This window comes from Streptomyces sp. 1331.2, from assembly GCF_900199205.1.
Lineage (GTDB): Bacteria > Actinomycetota > Actinomycetes > Streptomycetales > Streptomycetaceae > Kitasatospora.
In genome coordinates this window covers 5,376,849-5,394,682 of record NZ_OBMJ01000001.1, presented here as the reverse complement: position 1 = coordinate 5,394,682, position 17,834 = coordinate 5,376,849, and the positions used below count along the sequence as shown (strand labels likewise).

Here is a 17,834-nt window from a genome sequence, read left to right as displayed (position 1 = left end):
CCACGGAGCACCCACACCATGACCTTCGCCGCCACGCCGCGCTCCCGCAGCGAGGACCGCCGGATCAGCCCGGTGTTCTGGGTGCTCCTCGCCATACTCGGCACCTCCGGCTGGGCGGTGTACGCGGGCTACGGCAACGCGTCCTTCGGGGTGTTCCTGTTCGTCGTCGCGGGCTGGATGGTCTCGCTCTGCCTGCACGAGTACGCCCACGCCCGCACCGCGCTGCACGGCGGCGACATCACCGTCGGCGCCAAGGGCTACCTCACCCTCAACCCGCTGAAGTACACCAACGTGCTGCTCAGCTTCGTGCTGCCGATCGTCTTCGTGATCCTCGGCGGCATCGGCCTGCCCGGCGGCTCGGTCTGGATCGAGCGGCACCGGATCCAGGGCCGGCTCAAGCACAGCCTGGTCTCGGCGGCCGGCCCGCTGGTCAATCTGCTGATCGCGGCGGCGCTGCTGATCCCGATCGGTGCGGGCTGGCTGGACGACCCGACGGTGCACGCGTTCTGGAACGGCTACGAGCTGACCATCTCGCCGTTCTCCGGCGCGCTCGGCTTCCTCGGCTTCCTCCAGATCAGCGCGGCGGTGCTGAACCTGCTGCCGGTGCCCGGCCTGGACGGCTACGGCATCGTCGAGCCCTGGCTGTCGTACAAGACCCGGCGCGCGGTGGAGCCGTTCGCGCCGTACGGGATGCTCGCGGTGTTCGCGCTGCTGTGGCAGCCCGAGGTGAACTCGTTCTTCTTCGGGATCGTCCACGGCCTGATGAACCTGTTCGGCGTGGACCAGGACTACGCGACGCTCGGCCGGTACCTGTTCAGCTTCTGGAAGAACTAGCGCCGACCGGCACCGGCGCCGCCCGGTCAGCCCTGCTGAGCCGCCGCAGCAGCGTCGGCGATCTTCGCCCGGCGGCGGTTCAGCCACAGCACGTTGCTGGCCACACCGGCCAGCGGCAGCCAGATCAGGCCCAGCCAGAAGCCCTGGACCAGCGAGAAGACGGCGGCGGCCAGCGCGAGGACGACGACGATCAGGGCGAGCAGGGACGTGCGGGGCATGGCGGAAGGCTCCTAGAACGGGTGCGGCCGACCGGGTCGCGGCCGCCACCCATTGTCGCCGACCTCACCTCCGGAGCGGGCCCAGGGGTCTGTCGTCGAGATCGCGTCGTCCGCCCGGGGCGGGCGAGATTTCGGCGACAGACCCCTGAGGTGAGGTCGACACAGTGGCCTGCAGATCACACGTCGGTGATCCGCAGGCCCGCGTGGGCCTTGTAGCGGCGGTTGACCGAGATCAGGTTCGCCACCAGCGCCTCGACCTGGTGGGCGTTGCGCAGCCGGCCCGCGTAGATGCCCCGCATGCCGGGGATCCGGGCGGCCAGGGCGCGCACCACGTCGGTGGCGGCCCGCTCGTCGCCGAGCACCATGACGTCGGTGTCGATCTCCTCCACCGACTCGTCCTGCAGCAGCACCGCCGAGAGGTGGTGGAAGGCGGCAGTGACCCGGGAGTCCGGCAGCAGCGCGGCGGCCTGCTGGGCGGCGCTGCCCTCCTCCGGCTTCAGCGCGTACGCGCCCTGCTTGTCGAAGCCGAGCGGGTTGACGCAGTCGACGACGATCTTGCCGGACAGTTCCTCGCGCAGCGCGGTCAGGGTGGCGGCGTGGCCGTCCCACGGGACCGCGATGATCACCACGTCGCTCTCCCGGGCGACGGTGGCGTTGTCGGCGCCGCGCACGCCGAGGCCGAGTTCGGCGGCCGAGGCCTCGGCCCGGGCGGCGTCGCGGGAGCCGATGATCACCTGCTGGCCGGCCTTGGCCAGCCGCAGGGCGAGGCCCCGCCCCTGGTCGCCGGTGCCGCCGAGGACGCCGACCACCAGCTGCGAGACGTCCGGCAGTTCGTGGGCCGGGTTTGTCGCTGAATCGAGGGAAGTCATGGGCCGATCCTGCCAAATCTCCGGCCCCGCGCGACATCCTGGCCCGCATGGACGCGGTGAGAGTTTCGGCACTCCGGGAGCGACTGACGGGCACGGGCTGGCTGGAGGCCGTCGGCGGCTTCGCCGGATCGCTGCGGCGTTCGGTGGAGCGGCGCGGGGCCGGCGGACTGCTGCTGGTCGGCACCGAGGCGTACGAACCCTGGCACCTGGCCGCCCACCTGGAGGACGAGGCCGCCTGGTCGGCCGTCCCCCGGCTGGCGCCCACCCTGCTGCGGCACCACCCCCCGGCGGGCGCCCCGGCCCACCTGGCGCACGACCTGCGCCGGCTGGCCGCGGCCGGGCGCGGCGCCACCGTCCTGGTGGTGGCCCCGGGGGCGGCCGGCGCCCCGCTGCTGGAACGGGTGCACGACGCCCGCCGGCAGGGCGCGACCGTCCTGGCGCTGGACGGCGCGGCCCCCGCCGAACCGGGCGACCTCGGCGGGCTCGCCCACGAGCGGCTGGCCGTCGGCACCGCCGCCGAGGAGCCCTTCGACCTCGCCCAACACCTGGTCAGCACCGCCGCCGGGCAGCTCCCCGCCCGCCGCTCCCCCCTGGACCGCCTCGCCGCCCTCGCCGCCCGCCTGACCTCCGCCCCCGCGATCAGCCGCTGGTAGGTCCCGATCACGCGCGGCTGTTCACCGACGCTGCGTCATCACGTGGTGTAGGTCGTGGAACGGGGGCCGACGTGGACGATCCACACCACCAGCTGTCCGTCGTCGATCGTGCAGACGACCCGGTAGTCGCCCATGCGCAGGCGTCGACGCTCGGGCTGCGACACGAGTGCGGTGGTGTTGAAGCCGAGCGGATCGACTCCACGGGCAACGGCTGCGTCATGCGCCCAAGCACACGCAATGCTCCATGTGTACACAACGCGCCGCCGCTCGGAAACCCTTCGAAAACCCTTTGCGGGACCGGCCGCCGCCACCGCAGGATGACGGCTCGTGACCGTCGACGAACCTCCGCACACCACCGAACCCGGGCGGGCCCGGACGCTGCTGCGCTCGCTCACGCCCGACCTGGCGCCCTGGCGTGCCTCGCGCGACTTCCGCTACCTCTGGACCTCCGGCTGCATCACCAGCTTCGGCAGCTTCCTGACCCTGGTGGCCGTGCCGATGCAGATCAAGGAGCTCACCGGCTCCTCCCTCGCGGTCGGCCTGGTCGGCGCCGTCGAACTCCTCCCGCTGATCGTCTTCGGCCTCTGGGGCGGCGCCCTCGCCGACGCCCTGGACCGCCGCAAGCTGGTGCTGCGCTCCGAGGCCGCACTCGGTCTGCTGGCCGGGCTGCTGCTGCTCAACGCCCTGCTGCCGCACCCGCTGCTCTGGCCGATCTACCTGGTCGCCGCGCTGGTCGCGGCCGCCGACGGCCTGCAGCGCCCGGCGCTGGACTCGCTCACCCCGCGGATCGTCCCGCACCAGCACCTGACCGCCGCGTTCGCCCTCAAGTCCCTCTACCACAACGCCGCTTCGGTGGCCGGGCCGGCACTGGCCGGCGTCGTGGTGGCCTTCGCCGGGGTGCAGACCGCCTACGCGCTGGACGTGCTCACCTTCGTCGCCTCGCTGCTGCTGCTCGTCCGGATCGGGGCCGTCCCGCCGCCCACCGGCGCCGAGCGGCCGTCGGTACGGGCGGTGCTCACCGGCGTCCGGTACGCCTGGAGCCGCAAGGACCTGCTCGGCACCTACGCGATCGACCTCTGCGCCATGCTGTTCGCCTATCCGGTGGCCGTCTTCCCCTTCCTGGCCTCGGACTTGGGCGCGGACTGGGCGCTCGGCCCGATGTACGCGGCCTCCGCGGTCGGCGCCCTGCTGGTCGGCGCGACCAGCGGCTGGACGTCCCGGATCCACCGGCACGGGCGGCTGCTGGTGGCCGCCGCCGTCGGCTGGGGTGCGGCGATGGCGCTCGCCGGGCTGTCCGGGAGCATCTGGCTGGTGCTGCTCGGGCTGGCCCTGGCCGGCGGCGCCGACCAGATCAGCGGGCTCGCCCGGTCGACCATGTGGAACCAGTCGATCCCGGACGAGGTCCGCGGCCGGATGGCCGGGGTGGAGATGCTCAGCTACTCCGTCGGCCCCCAGCTCGGCCAGGTGCGGGCCGGCACGATGGCCGGGCTGGTCGGCGTGCGCGCCGCGGTCTGGGCCGGCGGTGTCGCCTGCGTCGTCGCCGTCCTCGCGGTCGCCGCCGCGCTGCCGCGGCTGCTCGCCTACGACGACCGGACCGACCCGCACGCCGCCGCCGTCCGCGCCGAGCACGAGCGGGTGCAGCGGGAGGCGGCCGCCACGGCGTGACGCTACTCGGCCCGGTCTTCCGGCTTGTCGCTCCAGCGCGGGTCGTTGCTCCACTCCCGGTTGCGCTCGTCCGCGATGCGCAGCGCCTGGGCGGCCTCCTCGGGGCTGTCGTACGGCCCGAGGCGGTCCTTCGCCGGGCACTCCGGGCCCTCCTCGACCTTGTTGTGCTTGATGCAGTAGAACCACTCGCCGGGCTTGCCGGTCGGCTTTCGGTGGAATCCGAGGGGCATGGCGCTCTCCCGTTCAGACGGCTGACGTTCAGGGGTCGGGTCGCTACCGATCATTCCCCGCCCCGGGCCGCCCTGCACACCGCGCACCGGCCGGGCGCCGCGATGCCCGCCGACTAGACTCGCGGCCATGGCTCTCGTACCCGGCATCCAGTCCCCCACCCGCAAGGTCCCGGCGCACATCGCGCGCCCCGAGTACGTCGGGCGGCCCGCGCCGGCGCCGTACACCGGGCCCGAGGTGCAGACCGCCGAGACGATCGAGAAGATGCGGATCGCGGGCGGGATCGCCGCCCGGGCGATGGAGGAGGCGGCGAAGCTCATCGCCCCCGGCGTCACCACGGACGCGCTGGACGCCGTCGCCCACGAGTACATGTGCGACCACGGCGCCTACCCGTCCGACCTCGGCTACCGCGGGTTCCCCAAGTCCGTCTGCACCTCGATCAACGAGGTGATCTGCCACGGCATCCCGGACTCGACCGAGCTGCAGGACGGCGACATCGTCAACATCGACGCCACCGCCTACATCCACGGGGTGCACGGCGACCTCAACGCCACCTACCTGGTCGGCGACGTGGACGAGGAGTCCCGGCTGCTGGTCGAGCGCACCCGGGAATCCCTCAACCGGGCGATCAAGGCGGTCAAGCCGGGCCGTCAGATCAACGTCATCGGACGGGTCATCGAGTCCTACGCCAAGCGCTTCGACTACGGCGTGGTGCGGGACTTCACCGGACACGGCATCAACACCTCGTTCCACTCCGGCCTGATCGTCCCGCACTACGACAGCGAGCGGGCCACCGAGGTGATCAAGCCGGGCATGACCTTCACCATCGAGCCGATGCTGACCCTGGGCACCTACGACTACGAGATCTGGCCGGACGGCTGGACGGTCGTCACCAAGGACCGCAAGCGCACCGCCCAGTTCGAGCACACCCTGGTGGTCACGGCGGACGGCGCGGAGATCCTCACCCTGCCGTGACCCCACCCGGTGGGTGCATCAGCCGATCAACCACTGTTCCTCGGCGACGGCGCCCACCTCGGTGCAGGCGTCGGTCAGCACGTCCAGGACGCGCAGCGGGTCCGGCAGCGGCTGCTCGGGCCCGCGCAGCCACCGCACCCGGGAGCCGTCCGGCAGCGCGGCCGGCGGGAGCAGGGTGTACGAGCCGCGGCAGTGCCAGCGCAGGCCGGGGTGTTCGGACATGGTGTCCGGGGTGGAGTCGAGCGCGCTCGGCCACCACTCGTCCTCGTCCTGCGGGGTGCCGCGGGTGGCGGTGAAGAACAGGTAGCGGTCCTCGCCGACGGCGGCGACCGGGCCGCCGACGCCCAGCGCGGTCAGCCGCTCCAGCGCCAGCCGTCCGGCCTCCGCCGGGACGTCCAGCACGTCGTGCACCCGGCCGGTGGCGGTGATGAAGTTGGCCTGCGGGTCGCGGGCGAGCCAGCGGGAGAGCTGCTCGGCGTCGGTGGTGGCCTGGGTCTGCCAGGCGAAGGAGACCGGGTGCTGGGCCGGGGCCGGACAGGCCACCCGGTCACAGGAACAGCGGTAGCCGGCCGGGTGTGCGGCCGGGGCGAGCGGGAATCCGGCGCGCGCGGCGCCGAGCAGCTGGTCCAGCCCTTCGGCCGGTCCCTCCGGGCCCCCCGCCCGGGCCCGCTGACGATCACGCTTCTGCCACCAGGTCGTCCACCTGCCGCCGGCTTCCATCGGGCCCCTTCCGCGCAACTGCCGTGCCTGGTGCGACACAGCGTTCGACGTACCACTCCGACGCAACGCACGGCGCCCCCCGCTGCTTCCCGGGGTGCTCGGCCCTGCCGTCCGCGCCCTGTCGGCCGTGGCCCGGGGTCACCGGACGGCCGACGCCCGGGTCACGGTACGCAGTCGCGGCAGCACGCTGTCCGCGCCAAGTCGGCCGGAGGGCACGCGGATCCGCGCCTCGCCCGGCCCGTACGGGGCCCGCTGACCCGGGTGAACCCCGAGGGCGTACAGGAAAGGATAGGGGTGCGCGGGGCCTCCGGATGACCGGGGGCGGTGCCTCTCCGGTCACACTTCCCTGCGCACCCCGGGCACACTCCCGGCACGCGGCCCTCACCAGGCCTCCCGTTCCCCCTCCCACCGGGGGTGTTCCCGGTCACCCCGGGCCACCCCCGCGGAGGTGAGACCCTGGAGGGATGAAGAGCGCGGACACCGAATTCGTCGGCGGCCCCCTGGACGGGCGGATCCTTCCCATCCCGCTGGGGCCGATGCTCGGCGTGCCCAAGAAGTACAAGGTCCCGGTCCCCGCGCACGGCGAGGCCCCCGCGCGCACACTGGTGTACGTCCGGGCCAAGCAGGTACGGGGCCTGAGCTGGTTCTGGCGCTACGAGTACGACGAGGCGGCCTCCGCCAAGGCCTCCGCCTGACGGCCGTCCGCCTCCTTCCTCCGCGCTCCCCCCGGGAGGTCGGCATGGCGAGGACGGTACGGCACCCGAGGGACCGCTCCCGGGCGGTCGCCCACCACAACCGGCAGGTCGCCGCGGTCACCGGGGTGCTGCTGCTGGTGGTCTGCCTCTACAGCGTGGTCATCGGGCCCGACGGCTGGCTCTGGTTCGGCTGGGCGGTGCTGCTGCTCGTCAGCGTGGCGCTGTTCCTGGTCCGCCCCTGAGCAGCGGCACCGCCCGTCGTGCCGGTGGCGCTCCCTCCGCGCCGGCCGGTCCCCCCGGGCCGGTCAGTCATCCCCGGCGAGGATGAGGTACAGCTTCTTGCGGGCCTCGGTCAGTACGGTCAGGCCCTTGGCGCGCTGCGCCTCGGTGCCGGTCGCCATGACCTGCCGGATCGCCTGGTCGACCGCGGCGAGCGCCTGGCCGACCTCCTGGACGGCCTCCCAGTCGACCTCCCGGCCGGCCTCGGCCCACGGCTCCGCCGGCCCGGCCTCGGCCTCGGCCCGGCCCGCCTCGGTGAGCGAGACCAGCCGCTTGCCACCGACCTCCTCCGCGGTGATCAGGCCCTCCTCCTCCAGCAGCTGGAGGTTGGGGTAGATCGAGCCCGGACTGGGCCGCCAGGCCCCGCCGGTCCGCTCGCCGATCTCGGCGATCATCTCGTAGCCGTGCATCGGCCGCTCCTTGAGCAGCGCCAGCAGCGAGGCGCGGACGTCACCGCGCCGGGCCCGGCCGCCGCGCCGCCCGTGCGGGCCACCACGCCGACCGCCGTACCCGCCGAAGCCGTGCCCGAACGGGCCGCCCATCGGCCGGCCGGGGCCGCCGCCGCCGAACGGCGGGCCGAACCCGCCGAACGCCTCCCGGCCCTCGAAGCCCTCCCCGGGCATCCCCCCGAACTCCGGCCCCGGCCCGCGCCGGCGACCGCCGCCGGGGCCCTCTCCGCGAAATCGCATTCCTGAGCGCATGGCGCCCACCTCCTGTGTTCTGACGAACCCTTCTCCGAAACAGTCGAGTCACTGTCTCGATAGTTCGACGATATATCGGTGACTGTCGCTCGTCAACGGTTCGCCGACACACCGCCGACCCGCCACCGCCGGCCCCCGACACGGTTCCTCAGGCTTCACCAGCCGGCCCGTCCAGCCGCTACGGTGGCGGGCATGGCCGGAGAACGAGACCTTGCGACGCTGCTGCGCGGGATGCGCCCGCTGCTCAACCCGGGGCGGTACGTGTACTGCACGCTCCCCGCGAAGGTGCCCGCCGGCATGCGGCCGGTGGTGACGGTCGCCGAGCCGGAGGGGGTGACGGTGGTGGTCGCCCAGGAGGAGGCGGACGCGCTCGGGCTGCGCTACGAGTACGTGGCGGCCTGGATCACCCTGCAGATCCACTCGGCACTGGAGGCCGTCGGGCTGACCGCGGCCGTGGCCGGGCGGCTCGCCGAGGAGGGGATCAGCTGCAACGTGGTGGCCGGCTTCCACCACGACCACCTGTTCGTCACCGCCGACGACGCCGAACGCGCCGTCCGCGCCCTGGAGGAACTCTCCCGGCGGTAGCGGGTCTGAACAGTCCCGCCGGGTGGCCGCCGCCGACCGGGCCTTCGACACTGGGAGCAGCCGCCCCGTCGAGGGCGGCCCCACTGGAAGGAGACGGCCGCCATGGCCATCTGCGTCACCTGCGGCAACGACTACTGGCTGGCCTTCGAGATCAAGACGGTCACCGGCGACACCTACACCTTCGACAGCTTCGAGTGCGCGATGGAGAAGCTCGCGCCGCGCTGCGAGCAGTGCTCCGTCCGCATCGTGGGCCACGGCGTCGAAGTGGCCGGGATGTTCTTCTGCTGCGCCAACTGCGCCCGGATCAACGGCGGCCTCGGCGAGCAGATCCGCGACGCCGTCGGCGCGCACCCCGCATAGCGGGTGCACGGCCCGCCCGGACACGGGCGGGGAGGGGGCGGAAGAGTCGGCCTGTACGCCGGGAACAGTCTCCGCACCGGCAGCGACCTGCGGAAACGTCGTTCCCGGCGGTCCGATCGCCACGCAATCGCCACACCTTCGGCGACCGCCGCTCACTTGGCCTCTTCAGCGGCTCCTCGACCGTCGTGAGGCTCTCGTCAGACGGTGGTGGTGCAGACGAATCCGAGGTCGGCCAGGCCCTCGCTCTGGCACAGCCGGTCGGATGCGCCCCCGGCAGCTGTCTGCAAGAGCTGGTAGTCGGCGCCGTGCGCCTTGCCCCAGTGCATCGCCGCGCGCCACAGGAGCCGCCCGAGGCCGAGGCTGCGGTATTCCGGCAGAACACCGAAGTACTGCGGGAGGAGTCGTCGCCTGCCGTTGGGGTCGGCCATGGTCTCCATGGGGCCGATTGCGCCTACTACGCGCTCGTCCTGGACGGCGACCAGCACGGGGCCGACGCTGTCGATCCGGGAGTGCAGGAACACGAAGCCCTCGCCGGCCAGCTTCTCGGCGAACTCGGGGAAGGTGGTCCGGATGGCTTCGGGCTGTTGGTCGAGGGCATCGATTCCCTCGACGGCTGGTGCGTCCTGGTCGAAGGTACGGAGCTGCACGCGGGTAGAGGCGGCCACTGGGGCGGCGGTGTCCTGGAACCACACCACACGGGCTTTGGATGCGTCGCGCCCGGCGGCGAGCTTGGCGGCCAGTTCCTCGGCCTCCTGCCGGTGCTCGCGGGCGCCGTAGAGATGGACGCGCAGGATGCCGCGACCGGTGATGGTGGGGATCAGCGTGCGGGCCTGGTCCTGAACGACGGCGTCCAGCAGGACATGCTCGTCCTTGTGGTCGGACCACCGCCGGTCCTTGTCGTGTGGCAGGAATTCTCCGGTACCGGCGACGGCGAACACCTCGGCCAGAAGCTCAGCGGAAACAGCTTCGGGATGGAGCGGCCCGAGCGTCGGAAAATACGGGACGCACATCACGGGGCGCAGCAAGTCCCAGCGCAGATCCATACCCGCACCCTACTCGCCAGCCCCGCACGGCTCAGGCCCCGACGCGGAGAGCGCCGGGGCCTGCGCACTACTGATCAGGTGCGATCAGCGGGTGGTTCAGTGGGGGTTGTCGTCGCCCGCGTTGCACGAGCACTTCACGCTGTCCATGACGTCGTCCAGGTCGCCGACGGCGATGATCTCGGTGACGGGCGGGGTCGGGGCCGCGATCGGCCGCGTGAGGTACGGCAGGCGCTGGGCCGGGCCGTCGTCCGGGAGCGGACGCCTCGGGGAGAGTTCGACAGCTACAGCGGTCATGTCACCCTGCTTTCTTGATCCCGTGCTGGCAGTAACTTGCGAGTGGTGCCTTCGCCTCCTGGTAGTGCTTGGCCAGCGGCCGGCAGACGGTGCACGCGCCGGAGAGCTGGCAGCCGGAGCATCCACCGGTGCGAAGCATGAGGCGGTCGGCGATGGCGCCGAGCCGGGCGAGGCCGTTGATCCCCTCGGTGGGGAGACTGATCTGGTCGTCACGGCCGATCTTGCAGATGGACACCAGCCCGTGTGGGTCGGTGTGGAAGAAGGTGTGTCCGGCGTTGCAGCCGCCGAACGGCTTGCGCATCCGCAGGTGCTCCTTGGACTGCGCGGTCAGCGACTCCGCCCCGCCGTAGATCGTCGGAGTCATGTTGGTGAAGACGTTGTACTCCAGCCCCCAGCCTTCACACAGGTCGATCATCGCCTGTTCCTCGGCGGCGTTGTCCTCGGTGACGATGATGCTCATCCGCAGCGGCAGCTTGGCCCGGCGGCCGGCGTTCATGCCCTGGATGAACAGGTCCCAGGCGCCCTGCCGCTGGGTCAGCTCGTCGTAGCTGGCCTTGTTCGCCCCGTACATCGACACCGTGACCCGGTAGGGCGGGCACTCGCGGAACATCTCCAGCAGGTTCTCCCGCCACAGCAACGAGGCGTTGGTGGAGACGGTGATCATCATGCCCAGCTCGAACGCGCGGCGATACGAAGGCATGAAGTCCCGGTCCACGGTGGGCTCGCCCCCGGTGATCTGGAGCCAGAGGACGCCGGCCTCGGCCATGATGCCCAGGCAGGTGAGCTTGTCCGTGAGCGGCATGCCCGAGTTGACCTTGAGCCCGAGATAGCAGTGCTTGCACGTGTAGTTGCAGCCGAGGTTGATCTCCCAGCTGGCTCGCGAGTAGCCCCACGTGGAGGGCTGCCGGACCAGCAGGACGTCACCCGCAGGACGACCGGTCACGTCCAGGTCGGCCCACTGGGCGCGCACGGCGTCCGCGAGCCACGAGGGAGCTGCCTGAGCGGGGTTGTGGGCGCGCAGCTCCTCGTAGTCGGCCTGCGGGAGCCGGAGACCACCCCGGCCACCGGGGCGCACCAAGAGGTATTCGTCCAGGAACGGGCTGGCGATCAGGTCATGCACGTGTTCCCTCCTTATCTGAGCGGTATTCGGTCGATGTGATGCCGTGCTGGCCCACCTGCCGCAGTGCGTTTGGTGGGGTCAACCGATCTCGGCCCAAACCCATTTGCCGAACGGGGCTTCGTCGACGCCCCAGCGGTTGGCGATGCTGTCGACGAGGCCCATGCCGCGCCCGGACGTCTCGGTGACCCCGGTCTTGATGACCGCGGGCAGGGTGCGTGACGAATCGCGGACCGCCAGTCGAAGCCGGTCACCGTCCAGGCCGAGTGCGACACACAGCCGGGTGCAACCGGTATGCCGGGCTGCGTTGCCGACCAGTTCCGAGACGATCAGCCGAGCATCTTCCAGCAGATCGAGACGGCCCCAATCGGTCAGCTTCTCCTGGACCAGGTGTCGGGCACTCCTCGCCGACTCGGGGGCGCAGGGCATGTGCCGCATGCAGCGGCGGCGCTGCATGGCGGGCACGTCAAGTGCGGTGGCCACCAAGGCGGTGCCGGCCTGGGTCGGGCCGTGCTTCGTGCGCAGCAGCGTCATCCTCGTCGTCACGGCGGCCTCCGGTGGTCAGGGGCCGCCCGGCGCTCCTCCATGGAGCCGAGGGGGATCGGTGATTCCTCCCGCCGGGCGGCTGTTAGTTATTGAACGGCGCGGGCATGCCGCAGGAGAGGGGCCACGAAGGGGTGCATTTTCCAGCAGGGGTCCGCCAACGGGGCCAGAATTGATGCGCTGTCAGCTTCGATCGAGAGGCCACTTGTGAGCGGTGTCAGCCCGGACGGGATCGGCCGACTGCTGCGGGAGATCCGCGAGGCGTACCCGAAGAAGACACGCGCCGAGCAGGCAGAGTTAGTCGCCGCCGCAAGTGGCGAGTGGTGCGATTGGGAGACCATCAAGCGGTGGGAAACCGAGAAGCGAATTCCGCAGAAACCCTCGTACCAGGGGATCGCCGACGCCTACGGTCTGACCGTGGGCCAGGTGGCCGAGGCCGCCGCCGCCTCCCGGCGGTACCGGAGTGAGCGCAGCACGAAGGGCAACAGCGTGGACAGGCGGAAGTTCATCGGAGCAGGGATAGGAGCAGCCACCGGCCTCGTCGCGCTGCCCGGCATCGCACAGGCCCACGAGGGGATCACCGCAGCGCTCAGGCCATCCGGAGAGGGTGATCTCGCCTACCTGGAGTCGGCGTTCGAGCGGCACCGGGGCGGCTACCGTGGCCGGGCACCGGAGGCGGTGCTGGCCGAGATGATGGGTGATCTCGATCTGCTGGGAGAGGTGCTGAACCGACCTCACCCGGCGCGCACCCGTGCGGACCTCGCCCGGACGGCGGCAGGCATCGCGGGCTTGGTGGCCATCGTCCAGCACGACCGCGGTGACCAGCGCGACGCCTACCGCTGGTTCGCCACCGCCGAGCAGGCCGCGCGGGAGTCCGGTGATCAGCGGATGATCGCGTGGGTGCTGGCCCGGCACGCCATGGTCCCGCTCAACTACGGCGCTCCTGGCGCGGCCGCTCGGATCGCCGAGCAGGCCCGGCGGGAGGCGGGGAGCGGCCCGACGGCGGCCGGAGCACTCGCTGCGGCCGTCACCGCGCGGGCTCTGGCAGCCTCCGGCGACTTCGAAGGGGCCCGGCGGGCGGTGGACGACACGCGGAATCTGGCGGAGCGCCTGGACGGCGCCGAGGCGGCCGACACCTGGTTCGGCTACCCCGAGCAGAAGCACCTCGTGCACCTGTCGCAGGCGTACACGCTGCTGGGCGACACGGGCAGCGCCTACCAGGCGCAGGAGGACGCCCTGGCGCTCACGGACTCTCCGTCGGTAATGGCGCGAGCCCTGCTGGCAGTGGACACCGCCGCATGCCTGCGCGTCGACGGCGACCCGACCGGTGCTGCCGAGATGGCGTCCGGGGTGTGGGGGCGGCTGCCGGCCGCCTACCGTGAGGGCCTGATCCGATCCCGCACCGAGACGCTGCATCGCCAGCTCACCGGTCGGCCGTACGCGCTGCTCGGGGAGGCGCTGGCCGGCTAGCCGCAACGAGGCTACCGGGGACTCCTGGACAGCTGCTTCGACCGTTCTCACCGCCACACGATCGCCACAGCACACCCAGGAACAGGCCGCAACAGGCACGAAGAGTCAGCAAGCGGTTACAGCTCTTCGAGACATGAAAAGGCCCCCTGACCTGCGAAGTTGCAGATCAGGGGGCCCTTCTCAAACCGGCGACGGAAGAGTCGACCTATACGCCGGGTTCTGTCACCCGGGTCGCTTGCGCGGCCCGGGGAGACGGCCATCCATCTAGGGCTGCCGTTGCCGACAGCCTCGTGCGGTCTACCCGCGAGCTCGGGCGAGCAGCCCTCGAACACTCGCGCACGGCGCCCGAAGGCACCGATCTTGACCTTGCTCCAGGTGGGGTTTACCTAGCCGGCCGGGTCACCCCGGTCGCTGGTGGTCTCTTACACCACCGTTTCACCCTTACCCACCACCAAAAGCGGTGGGCGGTCTGTTTTCTGTGGCACTGTCCCGCGGGTCACCCCGGGTGGGCGTTACCCACCACCCTGCTCTGTGGAGCCCGGACGTTCCTCGGCGGGTCTGGTGACCCGTCGCGACCGCCCGGCCGGCTCTTCCGCCGTAGTGGTCATCGTAGCCGCTCGGGCGGTGCCTCCCGTACACCGGACCGGACGGCCACCGGCTCACCGCCGAGGCGGGCGGCGACCCGGGCGGCCGTCCCGCCCGCCCAGGCGGTGGTGACGACCAGGCCCAGGACGAGGATCGCGCTGCCGAGGCCGACCACGATCCACCAGCCGGCGTGGCTGGCCGGGGCGAAGCCGACCGCGAGCGGGCCGACCACGGCCGAGGTGACGACCGTGCCGATCACCGCCACGCCCAGCGACTGGCCGACCTGACGGCTGGTCGAGGCGACCGCGGCTGCCACGCCCGCCTGGGCGCGCGGCATCCCCGAGACGGCGGCGTTGGTGATCGGCGCGTTGACCATGCCGAAGCCGAAGCCGAACAGCGCGTACGCGACCAGCAGCAGCCCCGACGGGGAGTCGGCAGTGAGACGGGTCAGCAGCAGCCCGCTCGCGGCGAGGCCCAGCCCGGCCGCGACCAGCGGAAGGCGTGGGCCCCGGCTGCCGACGATCCGTCCGGACAGCGGTGCGCAGACCAGCATCATCCCGGCCATCGGCAGCGTCCACAGGCCGGCCTCGACCGGGCCGTAGTGCCGGACGTCCTGCAGGTAGAGGGTGTTGAGGAAGAGGAAGCCGCCGAGCGCGGCGAAGGCGCAGACCGCGGTGACGGTGGCCCCGGTGAACGGCGCACTGGCGAAGAACCGCGGGTCCACCAGCGGCTCCGCCACCCGCCGCTCCCAGAGCGGGAAGGCGGCCAGCGCGGCCAGCGCGGTCGCGGCGAGGGTGAGGATCAGCGGGGAGGTCCAGCCGTTGGCCGGGCCCTCGATGATCGCGGCGGTGCCGCAGCCGAGCAGCACGACCATCAGCAGCTGCCCCACCGGGTCCAGCCGGCGCGGCCGGGGCGCGCGGGACTCCGGGACGAAGCGGGCGGTCAGCAGGATCGCGGCCAGCGCCACCGGGACGTTGATCAGGAAGATCGACGGCCAGCCCGCGCCGTCCACCAGGAAGCCGCCGAGCAGCGGGCCGAGCGCCATCGAGATGCCGACCACTCCGCCCCAGACGCCGATCGCCCGGGCCCGCTCCTTCGGGTCGGTGAAGGTGTTGGCGATGATCGACATCGCCACCGGGTTGAGCATCGAACCGCCCACCGCCTGCAGCGCCCGGAACGCCACCAGCCACTCCAGGCTCGGCGCCAGACTGCACAGCAGCGAGCCCAGCGCGAAGCACACCAGCCCGGTCTGGAACACCCGGCGGCGGCCGAACCGGTCCGCCACCGAGCCGAACAGCATCAACAGCGAGGCCAGCACCAGGGTGTAGGCGTCGATGATCCACTGCAGCCCGGACGCCGGAGCGTCCAGGTCCCGCTGGATCGCGGGCAGGGCGATGTTCACCACGGTGTTGTCGAGGCCGACGATGAACAGGCTCAGGCAGCAGATCGCGAGGACCAGCAGCCGGCGGCGGCGCCCGGGCGCGAGCTCGGGCGCGGCGGTGGGGGGCAGGGCTTCGGGCACGGACCGATCTTCCCACCGCGCGCCGCGGCCGGGGAGACCGGACGGACCGTACGGGTGGCGCGCCGCCCGCTACACGGCCGCGAAGCGGACGGTCCGGGTGGCCGGGTCGGCCGTCGTCAGCCGGACGTCGATCACCCGGCCGAGCGGCAGCCGGCCCGCCTCGCCGTCGGCCTTCGCCTCGCAGCGGGCCCGGACGGCCGGGTCGCGCAGCTGCACGGTGCCGGCGGCGGGCCGCTTCTCGTCCACGTCGATGACCACCGCGGAGAAGTCCTCGCCCTCCCGGCCCGCCAGCAGCTCCGCCTCCACCAGGTCAACGCAGGCGCGCTCGACCTCCCCCGCGCGGCGGTCCCCGCGCGCCATCAGCGCCGGAACGGCCGGCAGCGCCTCCCGTGCCCAGTCCGGCACGTCCTCCCCCGCCGCCACCGCCGCGCACACCTCCTGCGCGAAGCGGTCGCCGAGCCGGCGCAGCGGGGCGGTGCAGTGCGCGTACGGGGCGGCCAGGGCCGCGTGGTCCGGCTCGGCGGGCGCGGGCAGGCCGCGGGACTCGTCGAAGGCGTGGTAGCCGGCCCCGCGCAGCAGGCCCGTGCAGGCGTTGAGGAAGGCGGCGTTCAGCGGGACGTCCGGGTCCAGGGAGCGGATCAGCTCCGGGTACGGGAGCGCCTGTGGCCACTCCACGTCCAGGGCGGCGGCGATCCGGCGCAGCCGCTCGTACGCGCCGGCGGGCGCGGCGGGCAGGGTGCGCAGCAGGCCGACCCCCGCGTCCAGCATCAGTTCGGCCGCGGCCATGCCGGTGAGCAGGGAGATCTGGGCGTTCCAGCCGTCGGCGGGGTTCGGCGCGCGGTAGCCGAGGACGTAGCCGTGCAGGGTCTCCTCGACCTCCTGCTCGGGCACCGGCAGGCTGATCCCGCCACGGGCGCGCTCCTGCTCCTCGCGCAGCCGGCCGACGGTGGCGAGCAGGGCGAGCTGCTCGTCGGCGCCGCCCAGCTCGACCGCGCGCTGGACGGCGAGGTAGTCCAGGCGGCGGTGGGAGCGGACCAGGGCGCGGCGCAGGTCGGCGAGGACGACGGCGCCGTCGGCGTCCAGGTCCAGCTGCCAGAGCAGGGCGGGCCTGGGCTCGCCGGGGAGCAGGCTGGCGGCGTCCTCGGAGATCCGGGTGGGGTGCAGCGGGACGCGGTGGTCCGGGAAGTAGAGGGTCTCGACGCGGCGGCGGGCCTCGGTGTCGATCGCCCCGCCGGGGCGGACGAAGGCGGCGACGTCGGCGATCGCGTAGTACACCCGGTAGCCGCCGCCGGCGCGGTGGGTGAGGTGCATGGCCTGGTCGAGGTCGCGCGAGCCGGGCGGGTCGACGGTGAACAGCGGAAGGTCGGTGGCGTCGTGCTCGGGCAGCCGGGGACGCTCGGCCGCCTCCTCCGCCTCGGCGAGCACGGCCTCCGGCCACTCGGTGTGGATCTCCAGGCGGGTGCGGAGTTCGGTCAGCTCGGTGTTGATCCGGGCGGAGTCGGCGGCCTTGACGCGCAGTTTTCGGCGAGGCATGGAGGCAGCGTAGGGCGAATCGGGTGATTCCGGACGGAGGCCCCCGCCGGACGCGCCGTGGGCCCCGGCGCCCGGGCGGGGATCAGCGCCCGAGCAGCGACCTCAGATCCTTCGCAGCGAGTGCGACCGCGTCGTCGTACCCACCGGTGGCCAGCCGCAGCATGAACGCCACGGCGTCGTCCGGGTGCGGGTCGGCGTACGGCTCGCCGTTGTAGTCCAGGAACAGCAGCATCGCCTCGAAGGCGGTGCGCTTGTTGCGGTCGATCAGCGGGTGGTTGCGGGCCAGGCTCTGACCGAGGGCCGCCGCCTTGGACCACAGGTCCGGGTAGGCGTCGCCGCCGAACAGGCTCGCCCGGGGGCGGGCGATGGCCGAGAGCAGGCCGCCGAGGTCGGTTCCCACCGGATCGGGCGCCGGGGTGGTGGGCCGCGGCGCCGGGTGTGAGGACTCGTACGGTGGGGGCACGTGGAGTCGGGTGAGGGGATGCGAGCGATGAGCGGTGTGGTGCGGGCGACCGGGGACGTGGTCGCGGGGGCGCTGGCGGCGATGGGAGCGCTGCACGCGGTGTGGGCGGTGACGCCGTGGCCGTTGCGGACGCCGGAGGAGTTCGCGGACACCGTGGTGGGGGCCGGGGAGGGGGTGCCGCCGGCGGCGGCGTGCGTCGCGGTGGCGGGGCTGTTGGGGACGGCCGCGTACCTGGTCGGGGCGGAGGCCGGGGTGCTGCCGGCGGTGGGGCCGGAGCGGGTGCGGCGGGCCGGGGTGCGGGCGGTGGCCGGGGTGCTGCTGGCGCGCGGGGTCGGCGGGCCGGTGCTGTTCGGGCAGTTGTCCGAGCGGTCGGACCGGTTCCGGCGGCTGAACGTCCGGTACTACTCGCCCCTGTGCGTGGCCCTGGGGGTGGGTGCGGCCGCAGTAGGGTGGCGGGGTTCGTCCGCCACAAATTGTTGAGG

Annotated in this window: 22 protein-coding genes, 1 other RNA gene and 1 pseudogene; 10 read left to right on the top strand and 14 right to left on the bottom strand. The window is 72.7% G+C overall.

The features are described 5' to 3' along the window. Positions 1-18 precede the first annotated feature (18 nt). Entirely contained in the window at positions 19-834 is an 816-nt protein-coding gene (locus tag CRP52_RS23255) for a site-2 protease family protein (RefSeq protein WP_097238159.1), read from the top strand. Between the two features lie 26 nt (positions 835-860). Here CRP52_RS23255 and CRP52_RS23250 read toward each other — a convergent pair whose 3' ends face one another. Together CRP52_RS23250 and npdG are read right to left on the bottom strand one after the other, a co-directional pair. Further along, on the bottom strand, positions 861-1,052 hold the full coding sequence (locus tag CRP52_RS23250) for a hypothetical protein (RefSeq protein ID WP_097238158.1): 192 nt from the start codon (positions 1,050-1,052) through the stop codon (positions 861-863). A gap of 176 nt (positions 1,053-1,228) precedes the next feature. Further along, the gene (gene npdG / locus CRP52_RS23245) at positions 1,229-1,921 is read right to left on the bottom strand and encodes an NADPH-dependent F420 reductase (protein ID WP_097238157.1); all 693 of its coding nucleotides are present in this window, start codon (positions 1,919-1,921) and stop codon (positions 1,229-1,231) included. Between the two features lie 47 nt (positions 1,922-1,968). On the opposite strand from npdG, the gene CRP52_RS23240 reads away from it, so the two are divergent. Next, on the top strand, positions 1,969-2,574 hold the full coding sequence (locus CRP52_RS23240) for a hypothetical protein (protein WP_097238156.1): 606 nt from the start codon (positions 1,969-1,971) through the stop codon (positions 2,572-2,574). 38 nt (positions 2,575-2,612) lie between these two features. Here CRP52_RS23240 and CRP52_RS37150 read toward each other — a convergent pair. After that, a pseudogene (locus CRP52_RS37150) lies at positions 2,613-2,830 on the bottom strand (type II toxin-antitoxin system RelE family toxin). A 71-nt stretch (positions 2,831-2,901) separates the two neighbouring features. On the opposite strand from CRP52_RS37150, the gene CRP52_RS23230 reads away from it, so the two are divergent. After that, complete coding sequence (locus tag CRP52_RS23230) at positions 2,902-4,239, top strand: MFS transporter (RefSeq protein ID WP_097238154.1); 1,338 nt, start codon at positions 2,902-2,904, stop codon at positions 4,237-4,239. Between the two features lie 2 nt (positions 4,240-4,241). Here CRP52_RS23230 and CRP52_RS23225 read toward each other — a convergent pair whose 3' ends face one another. Further along, on the bottom strand, positions 4,242-4,469 hold the full coding sequence (locus tag CRP52_RS23225) for a hypothetical protein (RefSeq protein ID WP_097238153.1): 228 nt from the start codon (positions 4,467-4,469) through the stop codon (positions 4,242-4,244). A 127-nt stretch (positions 4,470-4,596) separates the two neighbouring features. Here CRP52_RS23225 and map point away from each other — a divergent pair, with 127 nt between their 5' ends. Then, positions 4,597-5,442 (top strand): type I methionyl aminopeptidase, encoded by an 846-nt coding sequence (gene map, locus CRP52_RS23220; protein ID WP_097238152.1) that lies wholly within the window; start codon positions 4,597-4,599, stop codon positions 5,440-5,442. 18 nt (positions 5,443-5,460) lie between these two features. Here the strand turns inward: map and CRP52_RS23215 are convergent, their stop codons facing one another. Next, positions 5,461-6,162, bottom strand: a complete 702-nt coding sequence (locus tag CRP52_RS23215; protein ID WP_097238151.1) for a bifunctional DNA primase/polymerase — start codon at positions 6,160-6,162, stop codon at positions 5,461-5,463. 464 nt (positions 6,163-6,626) lie between these two features. Between CRP52_RS23215 and CRP52_RS37145 the strand changes: the two genes are divergently transcribed. Together CRP52_RS37145 and CRP52_RS23205 are read left to right on the top strand one after the other, a co-directional pair. Continuing rightward, positions 6,627-6,857 (top strand): hypothetical protein, encoded by a 231-nt coding sequence (locus tag CRP52_RS37145; protein WP_101948236.1) that lies wholly within the window; start codon positions 6,627-6,629, stop codon positions 6,855-6,857. A gap of 44 nt (positions 6,858-6,901) precedes the next feature. Continuing rightward, positions 6,902-7,099 (top strand): hypothetical protein, encoded by a 198-nt coding sequence (locus CRP52_RS23205; RefSeq protein ID WP_097238150.1) that lies wholly within the window; start codon positions 6,902-6,904, stop codon positions 7,097-7,099. 63 nt (positions 7,100-7,162) lie between these two features. Here the strand turns inward: CRP52_RS23205 and CRP52_RS23200 are convergent, their stop codons facing one another. After that, a complete protein-coding gene (locus CRP52_RS23200; RefSeq protein WP_373560512.1) occupies positions 7,163-7,825 on the bottom strand; it encodes a PadR family transcriptional regulator in 663 nt (220 codons plus the stop codon). A 204-nt stretch (positions 7,826-8,029) separates the two neighbouring features. On the opposite strand from CRP52_RS23200, the gene CRP52_RS23195 reads away from it, so the two are divergent. Together CRP52_RS23195 and CRP52_RS23190 are read left to right on the top strand one after the other, a co-directional pair. Further along, positions 8,030-8,422, top strand: coding sequence for an ACT domain-containing protein (locus tag CRP52_RS23195; protein ID WP_097238148.1), 393 nt, complete (start codon positions 8,030-8,032; stop codon positions 8,420-8,422). A gap of 102 nt (positions 8,423-8,524) precedes the next feature. Beyond that, a complete protein-coding gene (locus tag CRP52_RS23190) occupies positions 8,525-8,782 on the top strand; it encodes a Prokaryotic metallothionein (protein WP_097238147.1) in 258 nt (85 codons plus the stop codon). A gap of 197 nt (positions 8,783-8,979) precedes the next feature. On the opposite strand, the gene CRP52_RS23185 is transcribed toward CRP52_RS23190, so the two are convergent. From CRP52_RS23185 to CRP52_RS23170, 4 genes are all read right to left on the bottom strand, one after another. Continuing rightward, positions 8,980-9,825 carry a GNAT family N-acetyltransferase gene (locus CRP52_RS23185; RefSeq protein ID WP_097238146.1) on the bottom strand — a complete coding sequence of 282 codons (846 nt, stop codon included), beginning with the start codon at positions 9,823-9,825 and terminating at the stop codon, positions 8,980-8,982. A 96-nt stretch (positions 9,826-9,921) separates the two neighbouring features. Beyond that, complete coding sequence (locus tag CRP52_RS23180) at positions 9,922-10,119, bottom strand: hypothetical protein (RefSeq protein WP_097238145.1); 198 nt, start codon at positions 10,117-10,119, stop codon at positions 9,922-9,924. Between the two features lies 1 nt (position 10,120). Beyond that, complete coding sequence (locus tag CRP52_RS23175) at positions 10,121-11,239, bottom strand: radical SAM protein (RefSeq protein WP_097238144.1); 1,119 nt, start codon at positions 11,237-11,239, stop codon at positions 10,121-10,123. 78 nt (positions 11,240-11,317) lie between these two features. After that, positions 11,318-11,782 carry an ATP-binding protein gene (locus tag CRP52_RS23170; RefSeq protein ID WP_097238143.1) on the bottom strand — a complete coding sequence of 155 codons (465 nt, stop codon included), beginning with the start codon at positions 11,780-11,782 and terminating at the stop codon, positions 11,318-11,320. Positions 11,783-11,986: 204 nt separating this feature from the next. Here CRP52_RS23170 and CRP52_RS23165 point away from each other — a divergent pair, with 204 nt between their 5' ends. Beyond that, the gene (locus tag CRP52_RS23165) at positions 11,987-13,249 is read left to right on the top strand and encodes a transcriptional regulator (RefSeq protein ID WP_097238142.1); all 1,263 of its coding nucleotides are present in this window, start codon (positions 11,987-11,989) and stop codon (positions 13,247-13,249) included. 192 nt (positions 13,250-13,441) lie between these two features. On the opposite strand, the gene rnpB is transcribed toward CRP52_RS23165, so the two are convergent. The 4 genes from rnpB to CRP52_RS23145 all read right to left on the bottom strand — a co-directional run bounded on the left by rnpB (position 13,442) and on the right by CRP52_RS23145 (position 17,289). Then, positions 13,442-13,840, bottom strand: an RNA gene (rnpB, locus tag CRP52_RS23160) — RNase P RNA component class A. Positions 13,841-13,853: 13 nt separating this feature from the next. Next, complete coding sequence (locus CRP52_RS23155) at positions 13,854-15,356, bottom strand: MFS transporter (protein WP_257032812.1); 1,503 nt, start codon at positions 15,354-15,356, stop codon at positions 13,854-13,856. Between the two features lie 69 nt (positions 15,357-15,425). Beyond that, on the bottom strand, positions 15,426-16,889 hold the full coding sequence (locus CRP52_RS23150) for an RNB domain-containing ribonuclease (protein WP_097238141.1): 1,464 nt from the start codon (positions 16,887-16,889) through the stop codon (positions 15,426-15,428). Between the two features lie 82 nt (positions 16,890-16,971). Further along, positions 16,972-17,289, bottom strand: a complete 318-nt coding sequence (locus CRP52_RS23145) for a type II toxin-antitoxin system death-on-curing family toxin (RefSeq protein ID WP_097238140.1) — start codon at positions 17,287-17,289, stop codon at positions 16,972-16,974. Between the two features lie 90 nt (positions 17,290-17,379). Between CRP52_RS23145 and CRP52_RS23140 the strand changes: the two genes are divergently transcribed. Continuing rightward, a complete protein-coding gene (locus CRP52_RS23140) occupies positions 17,380-17,832 on the top strand; it encodes a DUF3995 domain-containing protein (RefSeq protein ID WP_179852894.1) in 453 nt (150 codons plus the stop codon). Positions 17,833-17,834 lie beyond the last annotated feature (2 nt).

Bases quoted from the DNA above. Each gene is read 5' to 3' on its own strand.
- CRP52_RS23225 (WP_097238153.1), bottom strand. From the start codon at position 4,469: ATGCCCCTCGGATTCCACCGAAAGCCGACCGGCAAGCCCGGCGAGTGG.
- CRP52_RS23205 (WP_097238150.1), top strand. From the start codon at position 6,902: ATGGCGAGGACGGTACGGCACCCGAGGGACCGCTCCCGGGCGGTCGCC.
- npdG (WP_097238157.1), bottom strand. From the start codon at position 1,921: ATGACTTCCCTCGATTCAGCGACAAACCCGGCCCACGAACTGCCGGAC.
- CRP52_RS23200 (WP_373560512.1), bottom strand. From the start codon at position 7,825: ATGCGATTTCGCGGAGAGGGCCCCGGCGGCGGTCGCCGGCGCGGGCCG.
- CRP52_RS23185 (WP_097238146.1), bottom strand. From the start codon at position 9,825: ATGGATCTGCGCTGGGACTTGCTGCGCCCCGTGATGTGCGTCCCGTAT.
- map (WP_097238152.1), top strand. From the start codon at position 4,597: ATGGCTCTCGTACCCGGCATCCAGTCCCCCACCCGCAAGGTCCCGGCG.
- CRP52_RS23255 (WP_097238159.1), top strand. From the start codon at position 19: ATGACCTTCGCCGCCACGCCGCGCTCCCGCAGCGAGGACCGCCGGATC.
- CRP52_RS23150 (WP_097238141.1), bottom strand. From the start codon at position 16,889: ATGCCTCGCCGAAAACTGCGCGTCAAGGCCGCCGACTCCGCCCGGATC.
- CRP52_RS23190 (WP_097238147.1), top strand. From the start codon at position 8,525: ATGGCCATCTGCGTCACCTGCGGCAACGACTACTGGCTGGCCTTCGAG.
- CRP52_RS23215 (WP_097238151.1), bottom strand. From the start codon at position 6,162: ATGGAAGCCGGCGGCAGGTGGACGACCTGGTGGCAGAAGCGTGATCGT.
- CRP52_RS23140 (WP_179852894.1), top strand. From the start codon at position 17,380: ATGAGCGGTGTGGTGCGGGCGACCGGGGACGTGGTCGCGGGGGCGCTG.
- CRP52_RS23180 (WP_097238145.1), bottom strand. From the start codon at position 10,119: ATGACCGCTGTAGCTGTCGAACTCTCCCCGAGGCGTCCGCTCCCGGAC.
- CRP52_RS37145 (WP_101948236.1), top strand. From the start codon at position 6,627: ATGAAGAGCGCGGACACCGAATTCGTCGGCGGCCCCCTGGACGGGCGG.
- CRP52_RS23195 (WP_097238148.1), top strand. From the start codon at position 8,030: ATGGCCGGAGAACGAGACCTTGCGACGCTGCTGCGCGGGATGCGCCCG.
- CRP52_RS23240 (WP_097238156.1), top strand. From the start codon at position 1,969: ATGGACGCGGTGAGAGTTTCGGCACTCCGGGAGCGACTGACGGGCACG.
- CRP52_RS23250 (WP_097238158.1), bottom strand. From the start codon at position 1,052: ATGCCCCGCACGTCCCTGCTCGCCCTGATCGTCGTCGTCCTCGCGCTG.